We start from the raw sequence: 19,113 nt of genomic DNA, 5'->3' as shown, positions 1-19,113 counted from the left end.
TCTGGGGCGGTCACGGCTGCAGCGTGATTCGCCGGGCCGTGATGTCGGCCGCCGTTTCTCTCACCGAGCGACCTGAGGCGTAGGCATGGGCACGGATGAGGAGCAGAGCGTCCGCGGCGTTGACACGCATCTGCGCGATAACCATCCCGGTCGCTTGATGCACCTCGCGGCGAGAGTGGGGGCCGTCTTCTCCGGGTGCGTCGTGCCGGTGTTCCAGGGCATGCCGGAGCACATCGGTTGCTGTCATCACAGCCAGAGCACACGCCTCGACGAGTGCTGTAGGTGTGAGCGTGTTCGTTGCCATGGCGTAGAGATCGACGGCGCCGATTCGAAGGGTGCCGATGGTGAGCGGCAATGAGTAGACCGCGTTGACGTCAAGACCTGACACCCCATGGACGAATAGCGGCCACCGGCCTGCACTGGCCTCCGAGAGATTGGGAACGAGAACGGGGGTTTGAGTGGCGTGAGACTCCCACCCGGGGCCCTCCCCGACATCGAGCTGCATCTCACTCAGCCGCGCAGCGACGTCGTCGCTCGTGCTGACGGTTTCGACGTCGAACGGGGCACCCAGCGTGGAGATCGCTGCTCGGTCGACGGGAAGCGTCTGGACGAAGGGTGTACAGAAATCGGGCTGCGAAGTTGCATGGGCCGACGTGATGGCGTCCTCCTGACCGTGCCGGTGATCACCGGCGTGAGCGGCCTGGGTCCAGGACTACCTACCCACCGACCCTAGCCCTCACACCTGAACGAACCACCACACTAAAGCAAGCCCTCGCCTCGATAAAGCAAGCCCTCATGTCGGCTTTTTCTCGGACTACCTGAACCCAGGTTGCCTGGCCCCGGTCACGATCCTCCCGCTTCACGATCAGCGAACCCTGGTCGAGATGGCGGGTTGAGGGGCCTTCCGGTGCGCATCGCGTGCCAACCGAGACGAGCAAGAAGAAGGAGCCAGCTCTCACTCGTCAGGTCGATGCCCGGGCCGTGCAACCGGAAGTGCATCAGCTCGAGCCGCTGCAGCACCGCAAGCGTGTAGCCGCTTCCGTGCTGCCCGACGATCCACAAGTCCGCCCCGGTGCGGGTGATGAAGAAGCGCCTGGACTCGTGCGAGAACGCGACCCTGTCACCCAGATCGATAGGAAGGACAGGCATTGAGATCAGGTCCACGGGGCACCCCTTCGGCGCGGTGAATGTCATCTGCGCACCGGCCGGGTCTGGGGCCAGCAATGTGCCAAAGGTACCGGTCACCTGGCAACGCAGCAAGAACTCTTTCGGCTTCATCCCACGTTGAGCTGCGCGTCGTCGCTGGGTCGACTGCGTTCTAGCCGCGGATGAGCAGGGTGGCGACGACCGGGCGGTGGTCGCTGCCGGCGGAATCCTCAGCGCTGAGCACCTCCGAGGCGTCGGCACGCCAGTCGCCCGTCATCAGCACATGATCGATCGGGGCCCCGAGAAGTGGCGGCAAAGACGTGGGCCAGCTTCCCTGTGCGCCGGCGCCCGCCTCGCCGAGCGCGTCCGAGCATCCGCCCAGCGGGCCGAGGTGATCGAGCGTCGCGTTGAGGTCGCCGCCGAGAACGAGGTCGGGCTCGTCGCAGAGCGACAGCACCCAGCCGAGGTCGCTTCGCCACGACGTCATGATCGATGGCAGCGGGGGCATCGGATGCGCCGCGACGAGCACGGGGCCGGTTCCGTCGGCGGGACGCGCCACGATGCTCGGCATCGTGCCGGTATCGCCCAGTTCACCGGTGACCTCGTAGTCGCCCAACCCTTCCGAGACGAGCATCGCCGTCGGTGGAACGTCGGAAGGGTCGCCGCGCTCGGCCGTGAACACCTGCATGGGCTGGCCCGAGGCATCCATGACCCGGGCGACGGACTCGGCCGTGCTGCGCGAGGTCTCGGGCAGCGTCAGCACGGTCGAACCCTGGGCGAGGGCGACGCGGGCGATCTCGTCGGCGGTGACCGTGTCGTAGGTGTTCCAGGTGAGGATCCGGATGCTCGTGGCGGGGTCGGTGGAAACGGCGCCTGGGCGGGCGGATCGGGATTCACCCTCGGCGGATCGCGCGGCCGTCTCGGGTCGGGCTCCCGATCCAAAGCCTCGCCCGGCCTGCACGACCACGTGAGCGCCCGCCGCGAGAAGCGCGATCGCGGCCAGGCCCGCAACGACGGGGCGCGCCGTTCGAGCCCGGCCCCGGAGCAGCCAGAACAGCAGCGCGCCGACGAGGCCGAGCACCGCGAAGCCGAGGGCGAGAAGTCCGCGGAACGCGATCAGCTGCGCGAAGACGAGCTGACGCTGCAGCCCCAACAGGCCGGGAGCACTCACGAGGAGCGCAGCGCACGCGCATGCGACGAGCAGAACGATCCGAGCCCACATGTCAGCGCAGTTCGACGAGGTCGCGGAAGTCGTCGAGGCGCGGGTCGGCGGGGGAGAGCTCCGTGATGAGCACGGACGCCCGGGAGAGCTCGAACGAGGCGGCGGTCGACTGCTGCTGCAGCTTCGACGAGTCGATGCACAGGACGAGCTCCTTCGACACCCGGAAGAAGGCCCGCTTCATCTGTGCCTCGGCGAGCGACACCTCGGTGGTGCCGAAGCCGGAGTCGATGGCGCTCGCCGAGGCGAAGAACCGGAGGTAGCGCAGCGATTCCGCCGCTTGCACCGCGAGCGGGCCGACGAAGGTGTCGGTGGTCTCCTCGGTCTCTCCGCCGATCAGGATGGGAGTGACCCCCGTCGTGCCCTTCAGCACCGCATACGTCGGGTAGGAGTTGGTGGTGACCGTGAGGCCGGAGCGCGGCCCCAGCCGCTCGGCCAGCGTGCCCACCGTGGTGGAGGCGTCGAACGCGATCGAACCGAACCGGGGCACGAGCGCGAGCGCCTTCTCGGCGATGACCTCCTTGGCCCGGGAGTGCTCGGACTGGCGTTCGTCGAAGGGGCGCGGGCCGATGACGGAGATCGCCCCACCGCGCACCCGGCGGAGCATTCCTTCGCCCTCGAGGTCGGCGAGGTCGCGACGGATGGTCATGACCGACACACCGAGGTCGCTCGCGGCCTCCGTCAGCCGCACGATGTTGTCGCGCTCGAGGATGGCCAGCAGCTGCTCCCGCCGCCGGCCGGATTCGGTGGGACCGGGCATCTCCGCCTCCGTTACAAGTCTGTGATGTTCGTGTTACCTCTCGTCATTATCTAACATTTCGGAGCGATTCGCCCCGGATTCCAGGGGTGAGAATATGTCTCCTCACAAATCGTTGACACACGCGAAAACGCGGTGTTACATTCCCCGGGTGGTTCATTGAACCCGATCACCGGCAGCGTCGCCGCGCCTCTGCGGCGACGCCTGAAACGACGAAGGGTGTCGAAGATGACCTCCGAGGCTTACGAGAACATCGTCTCCCAGACGGCCGCATTCGACCGCGTGCTCGCCGCAGGCGAAGGCGTCGTGAGGTTCGCCCCCGCCTGGGTCCCGAGGGCCTTCTGCACTCCCGGGCGACGCATCCGCCTGCATCCCGACGACTACTTCCCGTTCGAGCAGACCCGCGGGGGCATCGACGAGCGGTGGCTCGCCAGCACCATCCGCGCCGACAACGGTCCGCTCACGGGAGCACACGAGGGGTTGAGCCTCGTGGTCGACCCCGAGGGCGGCCTGCTGCCCTTCGACGAGTTCGTGGAGCACCACAAGGCCGACGTCATCGGCGACCGGCTCTGGGACCGCTTCGGCGGCTGGACCATGTACTCGAAGTTCTACGACAACCTGCAGCCCCTGCCCTTCCACGTGCACCACTCCGACGAGAAGGCCGCTCTGGTGGGCAAGGTGGGCAAGCCCGAGGCCTACTACTACTCGCCGCACATGAACAACTACACCGCCGACCAGGCCATCTCGTTCCTCGGCCTGCAGCCGGGCACCACCCGCGCCGAGCTCAAGGAGCGGCTCGAGCGGTTCATCGAGGGCGGCGACAACCGCATCACCGACTACTCCCTCGGCTACCGCACCCGGCTCGGCACGGGCTGGGACATCCCGGCCGGAGTGCTGCACGCCCCCGCCAGCATCTGCACCTACGAGCCGCAGGCCGCGAGCGACGTGTTCTGCATGTGCGAGTCGTGGAGCAACAACCGCGAGGTGCCCGCCGAACTGCTCTGGAAGGACGTGCCGCACGAGCATCACGGCGACTTCGACTTCTTGATCGACCTCCTCGACTGGGAGAAGAACGTCGACACCGACTTCGTGCCCCACCGCTTCATGCAGCCCTACGCCACCGAGGCCTCGGCGGCCGACGGCGGTTCGGCCTACGTCGAGAACTGGATCGTCTTCCGCTCCGACGCCTTCAGCGCCAAGGAGCTCACGGTGCGCCCCGGCCAGACCGTCGTCATCACCGAGCAGGATGCCTATGGCGCCATCGTGGTGCAGGGCGCAGGCACGTTCGGCGGCCACGAGACGCAGGCGGCCACCGTCATCCGCTTCGGCCAGCTCAGCCAGGACGAGTTCTTCGTCTCGGCCCCCGCGGCCCAGGCGGGAGTGACCATCACGAACCGCAGCAGCACCGACGACCTCGTGGTGCTGAAGCACTTCGGCCCCGGCAACGTGGAGCTCGGTCCCGTTGAGTAGCGCAACCACCGCCTACGGCACACCGATCGACGAGGCCCTCCTGCGCGCGGGCTCTCTCGATCAGGTCGCCCGCGTCGACCGCTTCATCGACGACGACGGTCCCTCTCGGGGGGCCCGTCGTCTGCGGGTGGTGAACGGCGGCGGACTCGAGTTCGACGTGCATCCAGACCGCGGCCTCGACATCGGCGCCGCCTCCTTCGAGGGCCTTCCGCTGGCCTGGCTCTCCTCGACCGGCTTCACCCGGCCCGACGCCTACGAGCCCGAGGGCCGCGGCTGGCTGCGCTCGTTCGGCGGCGGCCTCGTCACCACCTGCGGCCTGAACAGCTTCGGCCCGCCCGCCGACGACGAGGACGGTGTCGTGGGGATGCACGGACCGATCGGCAATCTCTCGGCCCGCCTGATCGAGACCAGCGCGACCCCCGAGGCCGTGACCGTCGTGGGCGAGGTGCGCCAGACCTCCGTCTTCGGCGAGAACCTCGTGCTCCGCCGCACCATCACCTCGCGCGTCGGCTCCTCCACATTCGTCGTCGACGACACCGTCACGAACGAGGCCGAGACCGCCAGCCCGCACATGGTGCTCTACCACGTGAACCTCGGCTGGCCCCTGCTCGACACCGGATCGACCGTCGACATCCCGGCCGTGAGCGTCGAACCGAGAGACCCGGATGCGGTGGCCGGCTTCGCCGAGCGCGCCGCGATCGGCGAGCCCACCGCCGGCTTCCGCGAGCAGGTCTACGTGCACACCGCGGGCGACGAGCGGGTCGCTCGGGTGACCAACCCGATCCGCGGTCTGCAGTTCACCCTGCGCTACTCCGAGAGCCTGCCGGCGGTCTTCCAGTGGAAGCTCACCGCCACCAAGCACTTCGTTCTCGGGCTGGAGCCCGCGAACACCCCTGAGATCCAGGGCAGGGCCGCCGCGCGCGAGCACGGCATCCTGCCCCGGCTCGAGCCCGGCGAGAGCCGGAGCTACTCCATCGAGATCGAGGTGAACCGCACATGACCGAGGCCCCCCTTCTGCAGCTCGACGGCGTGAGCAAGTCGTTCGGCGCGGTCGCCGCTCTGGTGCGCGCCGATCTCGCCCTGGAGGCCGGCAGCATCCACGCCCTCGTCGGCGAGAACGGCGCGGGCAAGTCGACCCTGGTGAAGATCATCGGCGGGCTGTATCAGCGCGACGGCGGAGAATTCACCCTCGAGGGAGAGAGCGTCGACTTCCACAGCACGCGCGACGCCAAAGAGGCGGGCATCGCGGTCATCTACCAGGAGCCCACGCTCTTCCCCGACTTCACGGTGGCCGAGAACATCTTCGTGGGGCGCCAGCCCTACACGAAGCTCGGCCTGCTCGACCGGGCGAAGATGCGCCGTGAGACACGCGAGCTCACCCAGCGACTCGGTGTGCCGATCGACCCCGACCGCGAAGCGCGCGGCCTCTCGATCGCCGACCAGCAGGTGGTGGAGATCGCCAAGTCGATCTCCGTGGGCGCCAAGGTGATCATCATGGACGAGCCCACCGCCGCCCTCTCGGGCGTCGAGGTCGACCGGCTGATGGGCATCGCCCGCCAGCTGCGCGACGAGGGCAAGGGCCTGATCTTCATCTCGCATCGCTTCGACGAAGTGTTCTCGCTCTGCGACACCATCACCGTGATGCGGGACGGCACCTACATCGCCACCAACACCACCACCGAGACCACCGAAGATGCGATCATCCGCCAGATGGTGGGCCGCAGCGTCGAGAACCTCTTCCCGAAGCAGGAGACGACGGTCGGCGAAGCGGTGCTCGAGGTGACCGACCTCACCAGCGTCGGCGTGTTCGAGAACGTGAGCTTCACCGTGCGCTCGGGAGAGATCGTCTGTTTCGCAGGGCTCGTCGGGGCCGGCCGGAGCGAGATCGCGCGTGCCGTGTTCGGTGTCGATCGCTACGACTCCGGTTCGGTGCGCATCGGCGGCAAGGCCGTTCCGCCCAAGAACCCGGCGGCCGCGATGCGGCTCGGCATGGGCTTCGTTCCCGAGGACCGTCGCAAGCAGGGGCTGGCGATGGATGCGGGGGTGCAGTCGAACATCACCCTCGCCATCCGCGACAGTCTGTCGAAGTTCGGCTTCATCACCAGCTCGCTCGAGGAGCCGAGCGCCCGCACCTGGGCCTCGCGCCTGCAGGTGAAGACGCACGCTCTCGACACCGAGGCCTCGATGCTCTCGGGCGGCAACCAGCAGAAGGTGGTGCTGGGCAAGTGGCTCGCCACCCAGCCCTCCATCCTCATCGTCGACGAGCCCACCCGCGGCATCGACGTCGGTACCAAGGCGGAAGTGCACCGGCTGCTCTCCGAACTCGCCGGCACCGGCGTCGCCGTGCTGATGATCTCGTCGGAGCTGCCCGAGGTGCTCGGCATGGCCGACCGCGTGCTCGTCGTGCGCGAGGGCCGCATCACGGCCGAGATCGCCCGCGAGCAAGCCACCCCCGAGAACGTGATGTACGCCGCCACCCACGCCCCGGCCGACAACAGCACGGAGACCGCCGCATGAGCGTCACGCACACCGTCCCCCCGATCGAGGCGGGGCGTTCCCCCCTTCAGAAGGTGCTGCGGGCACGCGAGTTCGGGCTCGTGGTGCTCATCGTCGCGCTCATAGCGGTGACCACGGCCGTGCAGCCCACCTTCCTCTTCAGCGACGGGGGCTGGCGCGAGCTGCTGCGGCAGCCGACCATCCTCATCCTGATCGCGCTCGGTGAAGCGATCGTCATCATCACGCGCAACATCGACCTGTCGATCGGGTCGATCCTGTGCCTGTCGACGTACACCTCGGGCTGGCTGTTCGCGAACGTCGAGGGCATCCCGATCGTCCTGGTCGTGGTGATCGGTGTGGCACTCGGAGCGTTCCTCGGTCTCATCAACGGGCTGCTCGTGGCGTTCCTCAAGGTGCCGTCGCTGGTCATCACGCTGGGCACGCTCTACGCCTACCGCGGCATCGCCATCCTCTGGATCGGGCCGCAGTTCATCCGTTCGAGCTGGTTGCCGCCGGAGTTCCGGGCACTCGGCACGATGCAGTGGGCATCCATCCCGGTGCTGCTGATCCTCGTGCTGATCGTGGTGCTCATCGTGGGCTGGTTCATGACCAGTCGGCGCGCGGGCCGTGACCTCTACGCCCTCGGCTCGAACCCCGAGGCCGCCAAGCTCTTCGGCCTCAGCGAACGGCGCCTCACCCTCAACGCCTTCGTCACGAGCGGCGCGCTGGCCGGCCTCGGCGGGCTCGTCTACCTCTCGATCTACGCCACCGGGGATGCGCGGGTGGGCACGGGCTACGAGCTCGAGGCCGTCGCCGCCGCGGTGGTCGGAGGGGTCGCCATCGTGGGCGGATCCGGAACCATCTGGGGAGTCGCCCTCGGTGCCTTCTTCCTCGCCACCATCAGCTCCGCGCTGCCGGTGCTGGGTGTGCCGAGCCTCTGGCAGCAGGCCATCGTCGGCATCTTCATCGTCGGTGCGATCCTGCTCGACCGCGTGCTGTTCCTCAGCCGAACACGGCGCGCCAAGCGAAAGGGGAGTGAGTCATGAGCCAGGCCACACTGACACCGTCATCCGCCCCTGTGCCGGCCCCGGCCGAGCGGCAGTACCAGCGGCACGACAAGCCGCTGTGGAGACGGACACTGCTGCGCACCGAGTCGGCCATCATCCTCGCCATCGTGCTGCTGCTCGTGATCGCCACCTTCACGGTGCCGTTCTTCGCCCAGCCGTACACCTACCAGACGATGATCCTGAATTCGGCGCCGGTGCTGCTCATGCTGCTGCCGGTGACGCTCATCATCATCACCGGCGACATCGACCTCTCGGTGGGCAGCGTGCTCGGGTTCTCGAGCGCGATCTTCGGCCTGGCCTTCCAGGCCGGCATCCCGATCGGGGTCGCGGCGGTGCTCGGCGTGCTCGCCGGCGGGCTCGTCGGGGTGTTGAACGGGGTGCTCGTGACGATCGTCGGGCTGCCTTCGCTCGCGGTGACGATCGGAACGCTCGCGCTGTTCCGCGGCATCGCGGTCGGGCTTCTCGGCACCACATCGGTCACCGACTTCCCGACCGACATCACCCGCGCGATGACGGCGCCGCTCGGCGGACTGCCCGTTCCCGTGGTGACGCTCGCCATCGTCGTCCTCGCCCTGCTCTTCGGCGCCCTCCTGCACTTCACCCCGTTCGGCCGGGGGGTGTTCGCGATCGGGCAGAGCCCCGAGAACGCGGCCTTCTCGGGGGTGCGGGTGAACCGCACCCGCCTCATCCTGTTCGTCATGAGCAGCCTCGTGGCCGGCGCGACGGGCGTCTACTTCACGCTGCAGTACTCGAATGCGATCGGCACGAACGGGTTCGGCTTCGAGCTGCAGGTGGTGACCGCGATCGTGCTGGGAGGCGTCTCGATCTGGGGCGGTCGCGGCACCATCCTCGGCGCCCTCGCCGGCGGCGTGCTCATCGCAGCGCTGAACAAGACCCTCCAGCTCGCGGGCATCGGCTCCGACACCATCAGCATCGTCACCGGTGCTGCCCTCATCTTCTCCGTCGTCGTGGCGAGTGTGGCGGGATTCATCTCCCGCCGGCGACGGTCGAAGGCCACCGCGGTCGTCGCGGTCGGCACCTGAGCACTCCTCTTCTATCCCTGCACCACAATCACCAAGGAAGGCAGAACAATGAGGTTCACAACCAGCGGGTTCTCCCGCAAGAAACTGGCCGTCGCGACGGCGACCCTCGCCGCCACGGCGCTGCTGCTCACCGGCTGCGCCGGCGGCTCCGGCACCGCCCCCTCGACCGATGGCGCAGCCGCCGGCGGCGGTGGTGACACGAGCGTCACCTTCATTCCGAAGAGCCTCGGCAACAAGTACTTCGAGGCCTCCGACAAGGGCGCCGCCGAGGCGGCCGACGAGCTCGGGATGACCTTCAAGGAGGAGGGCCCGACCGCGACCGGTTCGGCCGACCAGGTGCCCTTCATCCAGACGGCCATCCAGACCGGCCAGAAGTCGATCGCCATCGCGGCGAACGACCCCACCGCCGTCTGCAACGACCTCGAGCAGGCCCGCAGCCAGGGAGTGAAGGTCGTCGCCTACGACACCGACACCGACTGCCGCGACGTGTTCGTGAACCAGGCGACGGTCGACGGCATCGCCGAGGGCCTCGTCAAGCTGACCGCCGACCACCTGGGCGAGGAGGGCGGCACCATCGCCATCCTCTCGGGCGGCGCGAACGCGGCCAACCTGAACGCGTGGGTCGACGCCATCCAGGCCCTGATCAAGAAGGACCACCCGAACATCACGGTCGCGAAGGTCGCCTACGGCGACGACGTCGACGAGAAGGCCTACCAGGAGGCCCAGGGCCTCATGCAGTCGATTCCCGACCTCAAGGCCATCATCGCTCCCGACACCGTCTCGGTGAAGGAGGCGGCCCACTATCTCGCCGACACCCCCGAGTACCAGGGCAAGGTCTGGGTCACCGGTCTCGGCCTCCCCAGCGAGATGGCGGAGTACGTCGAGAGCGGCATCGTGGAGGAGTTCGGCCTCTGGAACCCCGAGGACCTCGGCTACCTGGCCTCCTACGCCGCCGACGCCCTGATCGCCGGCACCATCACCGGTGAAGAGGGAGACACCTTCGAGGCGGGCAAGCTCGGCGAGTACACGGTCGGCGAGGGCGGCGAGATCGTCCTCGGACCGATGTTCGTGTTCAACAAGGAGAACGTCGGCGACTTCTCCTTCTGATCCTCGGATCGGAGCGAGAAGCGACACCCGGGGGCCGGCGCCGTTCGCGGCGCGGGCCCCCGACTGACGACGAAGGAGGTGAGATCGATGGCGACCATCAAGGATGTCGCGCGGCACGCCGGTGTCTCGGCGGGCACCGTGAGCAACGTGCTCAACCGGCCGGGCTACGTCGCCGCGGTGACCCGCGAGCGCGTGCTCGCCTCCATCGCTGATCTCGGCTTCACCCCCACGCAGGAGGCGCGGAAGTTCCGCACCGGCCGCGGACGCACCCTGGGGCTCGCGGTCGCGGATCTCGCGAACCCGTTCTTCGTCGACGTGGCACTCGGTGCCGAGGCCGAGGCGAAGGAGCTCGGAGTGGGGGTCGTCGTCATCCACAACGGCGAGGACGCGACGCGGGAGCAGCACAATCTCGACGTGCTCGTGCAGCAGCGCGTGCACGGCATCATGATCGCCCCTGTGCACGAGGAGCAGGCGCAGGCCGACAGGCTCGACGGTCGCGGCATCCCGCTGGTCTACGTCGACCGGGTCTCGGACGGTTCCGAGGGCTGCTGGGTGAGGACCGACGATCTGGCGGGGGGCGGCCTCGCCGGCCGGCACCTCCTGGGCCTCGGCCACCGACGGGTCGCCTTCGTGGGCAGCTTCGGCGGCACCACCCAGGCCGACCACCGGTTCGAGGGCTTCGCCACAGCGCTCGCTGCGGTCGGCAGCCGGCCCGAACGACTCGCCACGCTCTCCTGGCGCATCGACGACGGAAGGGAGGCCGGCGCCGCCCTCGCCGCACGACCTCGCGACGATCTGCCCACCGCCGTGATGTGCATCAACGACCTCATCGCCATGGGGCTGCTGATCGCGTTCGCCGAGCACGGCATCCGGGTGCCCGACGATGTCTCGGTGGTGGGGTTCGACGACCTCACCTGGGCGGCGACGGCCATGGTGCCGCTCACGACCGTCCGGCAGCCCCGCGCCGAGCTCGGCCGGCGCGCGGTGCGGATGCTGCTCGACGAGATCGACCGCGGCGAGACCCACGTGCACCGCCACGAGCTGCTCGAACCGGAGCTCGTGGTGCGCTCGAGCTCCGGTGCACCCCGCGACGACCTCGCGGTCTCCGCCCACGACGTCGCCCCTGGAGGCAGCAGATGACCACCACCTGGCACCCCGACCTCGTCAGCGACGAGCTCATCGCGCTCTCCCGCTCACTCGGGGATCCCGCCAAGGACCTGGTGATCCTGGCCGAGGGCAACACCTCCGAACTGCTCGGTGACGGGCGCATCGCGGTGAAGGCCTCGGGCGCCTACCTCTCCGAGACCACCCGTGCCGACTTCGTCGTCACCGAGATCGAACCGCTCATCGCCGTGATGGAGGACGAGCGTGCCGACCAGGAGGATCTGACGGCGCTCCTGGATGCCGGTGTGCACGACGGCGCACGTCGTCGCGGCTCGATCGAGACCCTCGTGCACGCCGCCGTGCAGTCCGTGCAGGCCGGACTGTCGGAGCAGCCGGCCGCCTTCGTGGCGCACACGCATCCGACTCCCGTCGTGGGCCTGCTGGCGAGCGTGCACGCGGCGACGGCATTCGACGAGTGGGTCTACTCGGACGAGGCCATCGTGATCGGCACGCCGCTGTTCGTGCCGTATGCCGCTCCGGGCATAGACCTCGGAAGGCTCTTCCTCGCGCGCCTGCGGAGCTACGCCGACGAGCGCGGGGCGCTGCCGTCGGCGGTGCTGCTCGGCAACCACGGCATGCTGGCGATCGCCGACAGTGCGCGAGCAGCCGAGGCCATCACCCTCATGACGGTGAAGGGCGCCCGGGTGAGGATCGACGCCCTCTCAGCCGGGGGCGTGCAGGGGCTCGGCGGCGACACCGTGTCGCACTACTTCGAGCGCACCGACATGATCGAGCGGCGCCGCAACCTGGCGGGCACGACCTGATGGGCATGCTGCAGGCCGTGTTCCTCGACGTCGGAGGGCCGATCTACGACGACGAGAACTACGTCGCCGCCGTGCTCACGGCGCTCGACGAGCTGCGTGCCGCCGACGGCCGGGGAGCGGCGGATCGCGCGACCTTCCGCCTGCTCTACGACGAGGTGCGCGCGGCGCAGGGCGGATCCCTGCGATCGGCGCTGGCCGGGGAGTTCCTGGGCGACCGCGCACGCCGGGCCGAGTTGCACGAGCGCACGAGGGAGCACTGGGTGCACCCCGCCGGCACCCTGTACCCCGACGTGCTGCCGTTCCTGCGTTCGCTCGAGTGCCGGGTGCGCGTGGGCGTGCTCGCCAACCAGGAGGAGCGCGTGGTGCGGGCGCTCGAGCGCGACGGGGTCGCCCCCTTCATCGACGTGTGGGGAGTGTCGGCGATCGTGGGGTTCGAGAAGCCCTCTCCCGAGCTGTTCCGGTGGTGCCTCGAGCAGGCGGGCGTGGAGGCCTCGGGGGCGGTGCACATCGGCAACCGGCTCGACACCGATGTGCGGCCGGCTGCGGCGCTCGGACTCGCCACGGTGTGGCTGCTCCGCGGAGAGGCGGCGCCGTCGCCCACGCCCGAGCAGCTGAGCGAGCCCGACCTCGCCGTGCCGACGCTCGACGGCCTCGCACCCGAGTTGTTCTCGCTGATGGAGGCGCGCGCGTGAGCATCGTGCTGGGCATCGATCTGGCCACCGCAGAGGCCCGCGTGCAGGCGGTCGACGCGGAGACGGGTGCCCCGCTCGCGGAACGGCGGCAGCCGCTGACCGTCGTCGGCGCAGCCGCACGAGCAGCCGGACGGCGCGAGCAGCCGGCCGTGCACGGACGGGTGGCCCTCGATCTCGTGGCCGCGGTGGTCGCCGACCTCGGCGAGCGGGCCCGTGAGGTGCGGGCCCTCGCGGTCACCGGCACCTCGGGCACCGTCGTGCCGGTCGACCCCGCGGGTTCGCCCGTCGGTGACGCCGTGCTCTACGACGACCCCCGGGGCGCCGAGCTCCTCGACCTGCTGGCGGATGAAGGCTTCGACAAGCGGCCCCGCGCCGCACTGGCTCGCGCGGCCTGGATGCACGCGGCCGCATCGCACGCCGCCTCGTCGACCCGGTACGTCTTCACACCCGACCTGGTGGTCGCCGCGCTGGCCGGGCGGCCGCTGCCCTCGGACACCTCGCACGCACTGAAGAGCGGCATCGACCCGGTGGCGGGCCGGTGGGACGAGCGCGCGCTGGCCCTCCTCGGCCTTCCGGTGGAGTGCCTGCCCGAGCTGGTGGCGCCCGGCCGCGTGATCGGCGAGGTTCAGGCGCCGGTCACCGCCCTTCTCGGCCTTCCTCACGGGGTGCTGATCGTCTCGGGAATGACCGACGGCTCCACCGGCCAGATCGCCACGGGAGCCGTCTCGCTCGGCGACACCGTGGGGGTGCTCGGCACCACGCTCGTGCTCAAGGCCGTCTCGTCGGTCGATGTCGTCGACGACGTCGCGGGCGTCTACTCCCACGTAGCCCCCGACGGACTGTTCTGGCCGGGTGGGGCCTCCAACACGGGTGCCGGTGTGCTGCGCCACGGTGCGACCGCGGGCTTCGAACCCGTCTCCGGGACCACCGCCGTCGCCGACACCGGCCCGGCGTCCTCCGTGTCCTACCCCCTGGCCGGACCGGGGGAGCGCTTCCCGGTCGCCGACCACTCCTTCGAAGGGTTCGCTGTGCCCTTCGATGGATCGACCGGCCCGGGCTCCCGCCCCGACTCCGTCGCAGCGCGCGTGCGGGCCGTCTACGAGGGCGTCGCCTTCGTCGAGCGCTTCGGACTCGAGCGGCTCGCTGCCCTCGGCGTGGAGCAGCAGCGGCACCACCTGGCCGGCGGCGCCTCGGCCAGCGGCCTGTGGAACCTCCTCCGCGCCTCCGCCCTCGGCCGGCCCGTCGTCGTCGCCGAGGGCGCCGGCAGCGCTCGGGGTGCGGCCGCGCTCGCCGCATCGGCCTGGAGCGGCGAGCCGCTCGCCGAGGCGGCCGAGCGGTTCGCCGGACGTCGGCACACGATCGACCCCGACCCGGTGCTGACCGAGCCCCTGGAGGCGCGCTACCGCGTCTTCCTCGCTGCGCTCGACGAGCGCACCTCGGAACGCACCTCCCCCCGACTCCTCTCCACGACCTCCGAACCGAAAGGCCCCTCATCATGGTGACGTTCAACGACATCGCAGCCGACCTCGAGCGGCAGGCCATCGAACTGCCCTCCTGGGCCTTCGGCAACTCCGGCACGCGCTTCAAGGTGTTCGGCACGCCGGGCACGCCCCGCACGCCCGAGGAGAAGATCGCAGACGCGGCCCAGGTGAACCGCTACACCGGACTCGCTCCGAAGGTCGCGATCCACATCCCCTGGGACGCCGTCGACGACTACGCAGCGCTCCGCTCCTACGCGAACGACCTCGGCGTGGAGCTCGGCACGGTGAACTCCAACACCTTCCAGGACGACGCCTACAAGTTCGGCTCGCTCACCTCGAGCGACCCGGCCACGCGCCGGAAAGCGGTCGACCACCACCTCGAGTGCATCGACGTGATGCACCGCACGGGGTCGCAGGACCTCAAGATCTGGCTCGCCGACGGCACGAACTATCCCGGTCAGGGTGACATCCGCTCGCGCCAGGACCGGCTGCATGAGTCGTTGCAGGAGATCTACGACGGTCTCGGCGACGACCAGCGGCTCGTGCTGGAGTACAAGTTCTTCGAGCCCGCGTTCTACCACACCGATGTGCCCGACTGGGGAACGAGCTACGCCCACGTCAGCGCCCTCGGCCCGAAGGCCCTCACCTGCCTCGACACCGGCCACCACGCGCCGGGCACGAACATCGAGTTCATCGTGGCTCAGCTGCTGCGGCTCGGGAAGCTCGGCTCGTTCGACTTCAACTCCCGTTTCTACGCCGACGACGACCTCATCGTGGGATCGGCCGATCCGTTCCAGCTGTTCCGCATCCTGTTCGAGGTGGTGCGCGGCGGCGGCTACGACGTGGGCTCGCCCGTGGCCTTCATGCTCGACCAGTGCCACAACATCGAGGACAAGATCGTCGGTCAGCTGCGCTCGGTGCTCAACGTGCAGGAGATGACGGCGCGGGCGCTGCTCGTCGACCGGGATGCCCTGCTGGCCGCCCAGAACGACAACGACGTGCTCGGGGCCAACGGCATCCTGATGGATGCGTTCTACACCGACGTGCGCCCGCACCTGGCCGCCTGGCGCGAGTCGCGGGGCCTCCCGGCCGACCCCATAGCCGCCTTCAAGGCCTCCGGCTACCAGGAGCGCATCGTGGCCGAGCGCGCCGGCGGCGTGCAGGCCGGCTGGGGCGCGTAGAGACCGATGACGAGAGACGAGACCATGACCAATCCTGCTGCTGCCGACCTGATCGCGCGGTCGAACCGCCTCGGCTCCGACCCCAAGAACACGAACTACGCCGGGGGGAACACCTCCGCGAAGGGGCACGAGACCGACCCGGTCACGGGCGAGCCCGTCGAGCTGATGTGGGTGAAGGGCTCGGGCGGTGACCTCGGGACTCTCACCGAAGGGGGACTGGCGGTGCTCCGCGTCGACCGGCTGCGGGCGCTGCAGAACGTCTACCCGGGCATCGACCGCGAAGACGAGATGGTGGCCGCGTTCGACCACACCCTCTTCGGGAAGGGCGGGGCCGCGCCCTCGATCGACACCGCCATGCACGGCCTCGTCGATGCCGCGCACGTCGACCACCTGCACCCCGACTCGGGCATCGCCATCGCCACGGCTGTCGACGGCGAGGCCCTCACGCAGACGATCTTCGGCGACAAGGTGGTGTGGGTGCCGTGGCGCCGACCGGGCTTCCAGCTCGGGCTCGACATCGCCCGGATCAAGCGGTCGAACCCGGATGCGGTGGGCTGCATCCTCGGCGGGCACGGCATCACCGCGTGGGGCGACACGAGCGACGAGGCCGAGGCCAACTCGCTCTGGATCATCGACACCGCCGCTGCCTACATCGAGGAGCACGGCCGGCCGGAGCCGTTCGGGCCGGCACTCGAGGGCTTCGCCGCCCTCGACGAGAGCGAGCGCCGTGCGAAGGCGGCCGCGCTGGCACCAGCCATCCGGGGTCTCGCCTCGACCGACCGCGCGCAGGTGGGATCGTTCACCGATGCCGACGTGGTGCTCGACTTCCTCGCCTCGAGCGAGCACCCGCGGCTGGCGGCGCTCGGCACGAGCTGCCCGGACCACTTCCTGCGCACGAAGGTGAAGCCCCTCGTGCTCGACCTCCCGGCCGATGCCTCCGTGGAGGAGTCGATCGCCCGCCTGAAGGAGCTGCACGCGGCCTACCGCGAGGACTACCGGGCCTACTACGAGCGCAACGCCTCGCCCGACTCGCCGGCGCTGCGCGGGGCCGATCCGGCGATCGTGCTCATCCCAGGGGTCGGCATGTTCAGCTACGGCGCCAACAAGCAGACCGCGCGGGTCGCGGGGGAGTTCTACATCAACGCCATCAACGTGATGCGCGGTGCCGAGGCCCTGTCGACCTACGCGCCGATCGACGAGGCGGAGAAGTTCCGCATCGAGTACTGGGCGCTCGAAGAGGCGAAGCTGCAGCGCCTGCCCCAGCCGAAATCGCACGCGACGCGCATCGCGCTGGTGACCGGTGCGGCATCCGGGATCGGCAAGGCCATCGCCACCCGGCTCGCCGCCGAAGGAGCCTGCGTGGTGATCGCCGACCTCGACCTCGCCAAGGCGCAGGATGCGGCGGCCGAGCTCGGCTCGACCGACGTGGCCATCGGTGTGAAGGCCGATGTCACGGTCGAGGCTGAGGTGCAGAAGGCCGTCGACGCGGCCGTGCTGGCCTTCGGCGGCCTCGACCTCGTGGTCAACAACGCCGGCCTCTCGATCTCGAAGCCGCTGCTGGACACCACGACGGCCGATTGGGATCTGCAGCACAACGTCATGGCGAAGGGCTCGTTCCTGGTGTCGAAGGCGGCGGCGCGGGTGATGGTGGAGCAGGAGCTCGGCGGCGACATCATCTACATCTCGTCGAAGAACTCGGTGTTCGCCGGCCCCAACAACATCGCCTACTCGGCCACCAAGGCCGACCAGTCGCACCAGGTGCGGCTGCTCGCAGCCGAGCTGGGGGAGCACGGCATCAAGGTCAACGGCATCAACCCCGACGGCGTGGTGCGCGGATCCGGGATCTTCGCGGGCGGGTGGGGCGCGAAGCGGGCCGCGGTCTACGGTGTGCCGGAGGAGGAGCTCGGGGCCTACTACGCGAAGCGGACACTGCTGAAGCGCGAGGTGCTGCCCTCGCACGTGGCCAACGCGGTCGCGGTGCTCACGGGCGGCGACCTCACCCATACGACCGGGCTGCACATCCCCGTCGACGCCGGCGTCGCCGCAGCCTTCCTCCGCTGATGAACGCGGGCGGGGCGCTGACGAGCACGGGCGGGGCGGTGGCCGCCGTCGACCTGGGGGCGACGAGTGGGCGGGTGATGCTCGGCTATGTCGGGCGCGACGAGCTGCGGCTGGAGCCCGTGGCGAGGTTCCCGAACCATCCGGTGCGGACGATCGACGGATTGCACTGGAACATCCTCGAGCTCTACCGCAACGTGCTCGCCGGTCTCGGGCAGGCGCTGCACGACGAGCCGGACCTCAGCAGCATCGGCATCGACTCCTGGGCGGTCGACTACGCCCTCGTCGCGGGCGACCGCATGCTGGGCACGCCATTCCACTACCGCGACGAGCGCACCTCCCGCGGGATCGACGCCGTGCACGCCGTCACCGGGTTCGAGGAGCTCTACGGCGTGAACGGGCTGCAGTTCCTCCCCATCAACACGCTCTACCAGCTCGCCGCCGAGCGCGAGGGCGGCTGGCTCGACCGTGCCGACAGCATGCTGCTCATCCCCGACCTGCTCGCGTTCTGGCTCACGGGCGCCCGGCGCGCAGAACACACCAACGCCTCCACCACGGGGCTGCTGGATGCGCGCACCGGCCGGTGGGACACCGCTCTGGCCGAGCGGCTCGGCATCCCGCCCCGCATCCTGCCGCCCCTGGCCGAACCGGGAACGATCGTGGGGACCCTGCTGCCGGCCGTCGTGGCCGAGCTCGGGGCCCCGTCAGCCCTGCCCGTGACCGCCATCGGCTCGCACGACACCGCCTCGGCGGTCGTCGCAGTGCCGGCCACCGAGCCGGAGTTCGCCTACATCTCGAGCGGCACCTGGTCGCTCGTGGGTGTGGAGCTCGAGCAACCGGTGATCACCGATGCCAGCCGCGCCGCGAACTTCACCAACGAGAGCGGGGTCGACGGGCGGATCCGCTTCCTGCAGAACGTCTCGGGCCTGTGGCTGCTGAGCGAGTCGGTGCGGCACTGGGAGAAGGAGTCGGGCGAGACCATCTCGCTCCCTGCTCTGCTCGCGGCGGCCGCAGAGGCGCCCGCTCCCGCGGCGGTGTTCGACGCCGGAGACCCCGAGTTCATCCCCCCGGGCGACATGCCGGCGCGCATCTCGGCCTGGTTCACCTCGCGAGGTCTCGACGCTCCGCGCAGCCGGGCCGAACTGACCCGGGTCATCCTCGAGAGCCTCGCCGAGGCGTATTCGCACGCCATCCGCCTGGCCGCGGAGCTCTCGGGCCATCCGGTGAGGGTCGTGCACGTGGTGGGTGGGGGCTCGCAGAACGCGCTGCTGTGCCAGCTCACCGCGGACCGCACGGGCCTGCCGGTGCTGGCGGGGCCCGTGGAGGCCACGGCCGTCGGCAACGTGCTGATCCAGGCGCGGGCGCAGGGACTCGTGCCCGCGGACTCGAGTCTGGAGTCACTGCGCGCGCTCGTGGCGCGGGTCTTCCCGCCCACGCGCTACTCTCCGACACCGCGCTGAGAGTGTTG

General features: G+C 69.7%; 17 protein-coding genes. 13 read left to right on the top strand and 4 right to left on the bottom strand.

Features of this window, described 5'->3' with window-relative positions:
• Nucleotides 1-10 precede the first annotated feature (10 nt).
• The 4 genes from N1028_RS02055 to N1028_RS02040 all read right to left on the bottom strand — a co-directional run bounded on the left by N1028_RS02055 (nt 11) and on the right by N1028_RS02040 (nt 3,125).
• Nucleotides 11-388: an ANTAR domain-containing protein gene (locus N1028_RS02055; protein WP_259525103.1), complete on the bottom strand. Its 378-nt coding sequence runs from the start codon at nt 386-388 to the stop codon at nt 11-13.
• Between the two features lie 455 nt (nt 389-843).
• Nucleotides 844-1,278, bottom strand: a complete 435-nt coding sequence (locus N1028_RS02050; protein WP_259525102.1) for a hypothetical protein — start codon at nt 1,276-1,278, stop codon at nt 844-846.
• 40 nt (nt 1,279-1,318) lie between these two features.
• Nucleotides 1,319-2,317, bottom strand: a complete 999-nt coding sequence (locus N1028_RS02045; RefSeq protein ID WP_259525101.1) for an endonuclease/exonuclease/phosphatase family protein — start codon at nt 2,315-2,317, stop codon at nt 1,319-1,321.
• 52 nt (nt 2,318-2,369) lie between these two features.
• Nucleotides 2,370-3,125, bottom strand: a complete 756-nt coding sequence (locus tag N1028_RS02040) for a DeoR/GlpR family DNA-binding transcription regulator (protein WP_259525100.1) — start codon at nt 3,123-3,125, stop codon at nt 2,370-2,372.
• A 225-nt stretch (nt 3,126-3,350) separates the two neighbouring features.
• On the opposite strand from N1028_RS02040, the gene N1028_RS02035 reads away from it, so the two are divergent.
• The 13 genes from N1028_RS02035 (at nt 3,351) to N1028_RS01975 (ending at nt 19,105) form a co-directional block, all read left to right on the top strand.
• Complete coding sequence (locus N1028_RS02035; RefSeq protein WP_259525098.1) at nt 3,351-4,592, top strand: cupin domain-containing protein; 1,242 nt, start codon at nt 3,351-3,353, stop codon at nt 4,590-4,592.
• Nucleotides 4,585-5,592, top strand: coding sequence for an aldose 1-epimerase family protein (locus N1028_RS02030; protein WP_259525097.1), 1,008 nt, complete (start codon nt 4,585-4,587; stop codon nt 5,590-5,592). Before N1028_RS02035 ends, N1028_RS02030 begins: the two co-directional genes overlap by 8 nt.
• Nucleotides 5,589-7,109, top strand: coding sequence for a sugar ABC transporter ATP-binding protein (locus N1028_RS02025; protein WP_259525096.1), 1,521 nt, complete (start codon nt 5,589-5,591; stop codon nt 7,107-7,109). The genes N1028_RS02030 and N1028_RS02025 overlap by 4 nt, the downstream gene beginning before the upstream one ends.
• Nucleotides 7,106-8,134 carry an ABC transporter permease gene (locus N1028_RS02020; RefSeq protein WP_259525095.1) on the top strand — a complete coding sequence of 343 codons (1,029 nt, stop codon included), beginning with the start codon at nt 7,106-7,108 and terminating at the stop codon, nt 8,132-8,134. Before N1028_RS02025 ends, N1028_RS02020 begins: the two co-directional genes overlap by 4 nt.
• Nucleotides 8,131-9,198, top strand: coding sequence for an ABC transporter permease (locus N1028_RS02015; RefSeq protein WP_259525094.1), 1,068 nt, complete (start codon nt 8,131-8,133; stop codon nt 9,196-9,198). Before N1028_RS02020 ends, N1028_RS02015 begins: the two co-directional genes overlap by 4 nt.
• Before the next feature lie 48 nt (nt 9,199-9,246).
• Nucleotides 9,247-10,305 carry a rhamnose ABC transporter substrate-binding protein gene (locus N1028_RS02010; RefSeq protein WP_259525092.1) on the top strand — a complete coding sequence of 353 codons (1,059 nt, stop codon included), beginning with the start codon at nt 9,247-9,249 and terminating at the stop codon, nt 10,303-10,305.
• 87 nt (nt 10,306-10,392) lie between these two features.
• A complete protein-coding gene (locus N1028_RS02005; RefSeq protein ID WP_259525091.1) occupies nt 10,393-11,445 on the top strand; it encodes a LacI family DNA-binding transcriptional regulator in 1,053 nt (350 codons plus the stop codon).
• Nucleotides 11,442-12,233 (top strand): class II aldolase/adducin family protein, encoded by a 792-nt coding sequence (locus N1028_RS02000; RefSeq protein WP_259525090.1) that lies wholly within the window; start codon nt 11,442-11,444, stop codon nt 12,231-12,233. The genes N1028_RS02005 and N1028_RS02000 overlap by 4 nt, the downstream gene beginning before the upstream one ends.
• A complete protein-coding gene (locus N1028_RS01995; protein WP_259525089.1) occupies nt 12,233-12,925 on the top strand; it encodes an HAD family hydrolase in 693 nt (230 codons plus the stop codon). Before N1028_RS02000 ends, N1028_RS01995 begins: the two co-directional genes overlap by 1 nt.
• Nucleotides 12,922-14,427: an FGGY-family carbohydrate kinase gene (locus N1028_RS01990; protein ID WP_259525088.1), complete on the top strand. Its 1,506-nt coding sequence runs from the start codon at nt 12,922-12,924 to the stop codon at nt 14,425-14,427. The genes N1028_RS01995 and N1028_RS01990 overlap by 4 nt, the downstream gene beginning before the upstream one ends.
• The gene (gene rhaI / locus N1028_RS01985; RefSeq protein ID WP_259525087.1) at nt 14,421-15,587 is read left to right on the top strand and encodes an L-rhamnose isomerase; all 1,167 of its coding nucleotides are present in this window, start codon (nt 14,421-14,423) and stop codon (nt 15,585-15,587) included. Before N1028_RS01990 ends, rhaI begins: the two co-directional genes overlap by 7 nt.
• Before the next feature lie 24 nt (nt 15,588-15,611).
• Nucleotides 15,612-17,648, top strand: coding sequence for a bifunctional aldolase/short-chain dehydrogenase (locus N1028_RS01980; protein WP_259525086.1), 2,037 nt, complete (start codon nt 15,612-15,614; stop codon nt 17,646-17,648).
• A complete protein-coding gene (locus N1028_RS01975; protein WP_259525085.1) occupies nt 17,648-19,105 on the top strand; it encodes a rhamnulokinase in 1,458 nt (485 codons plus the stop codon). The genes N1028_RS01980 and N1028_RS01975 overlap by 1 nt, the downstream gene beginning before the upstream one ends.
• The last annotated feature ends 8 nt before the right edge of the window (nt 19,106-19,113 follow it).

The organism is Herbiconiux oxytropis (assembly GCF_024979315.1).
In the GTDB taxonomy this organism is placed as follows: domain Bacteria; phylum Actinomycetota; class Actinomycetes; order Actinomycetales; family Microbacteriaceae; genus Herbiconiux; species Herbiconiux oxytropis.
The sequence above is the reverse complement of the archived record's forward strand: the minus strand, read 5'-3'. Positions and strand labels throughout refer to the sequence as shown.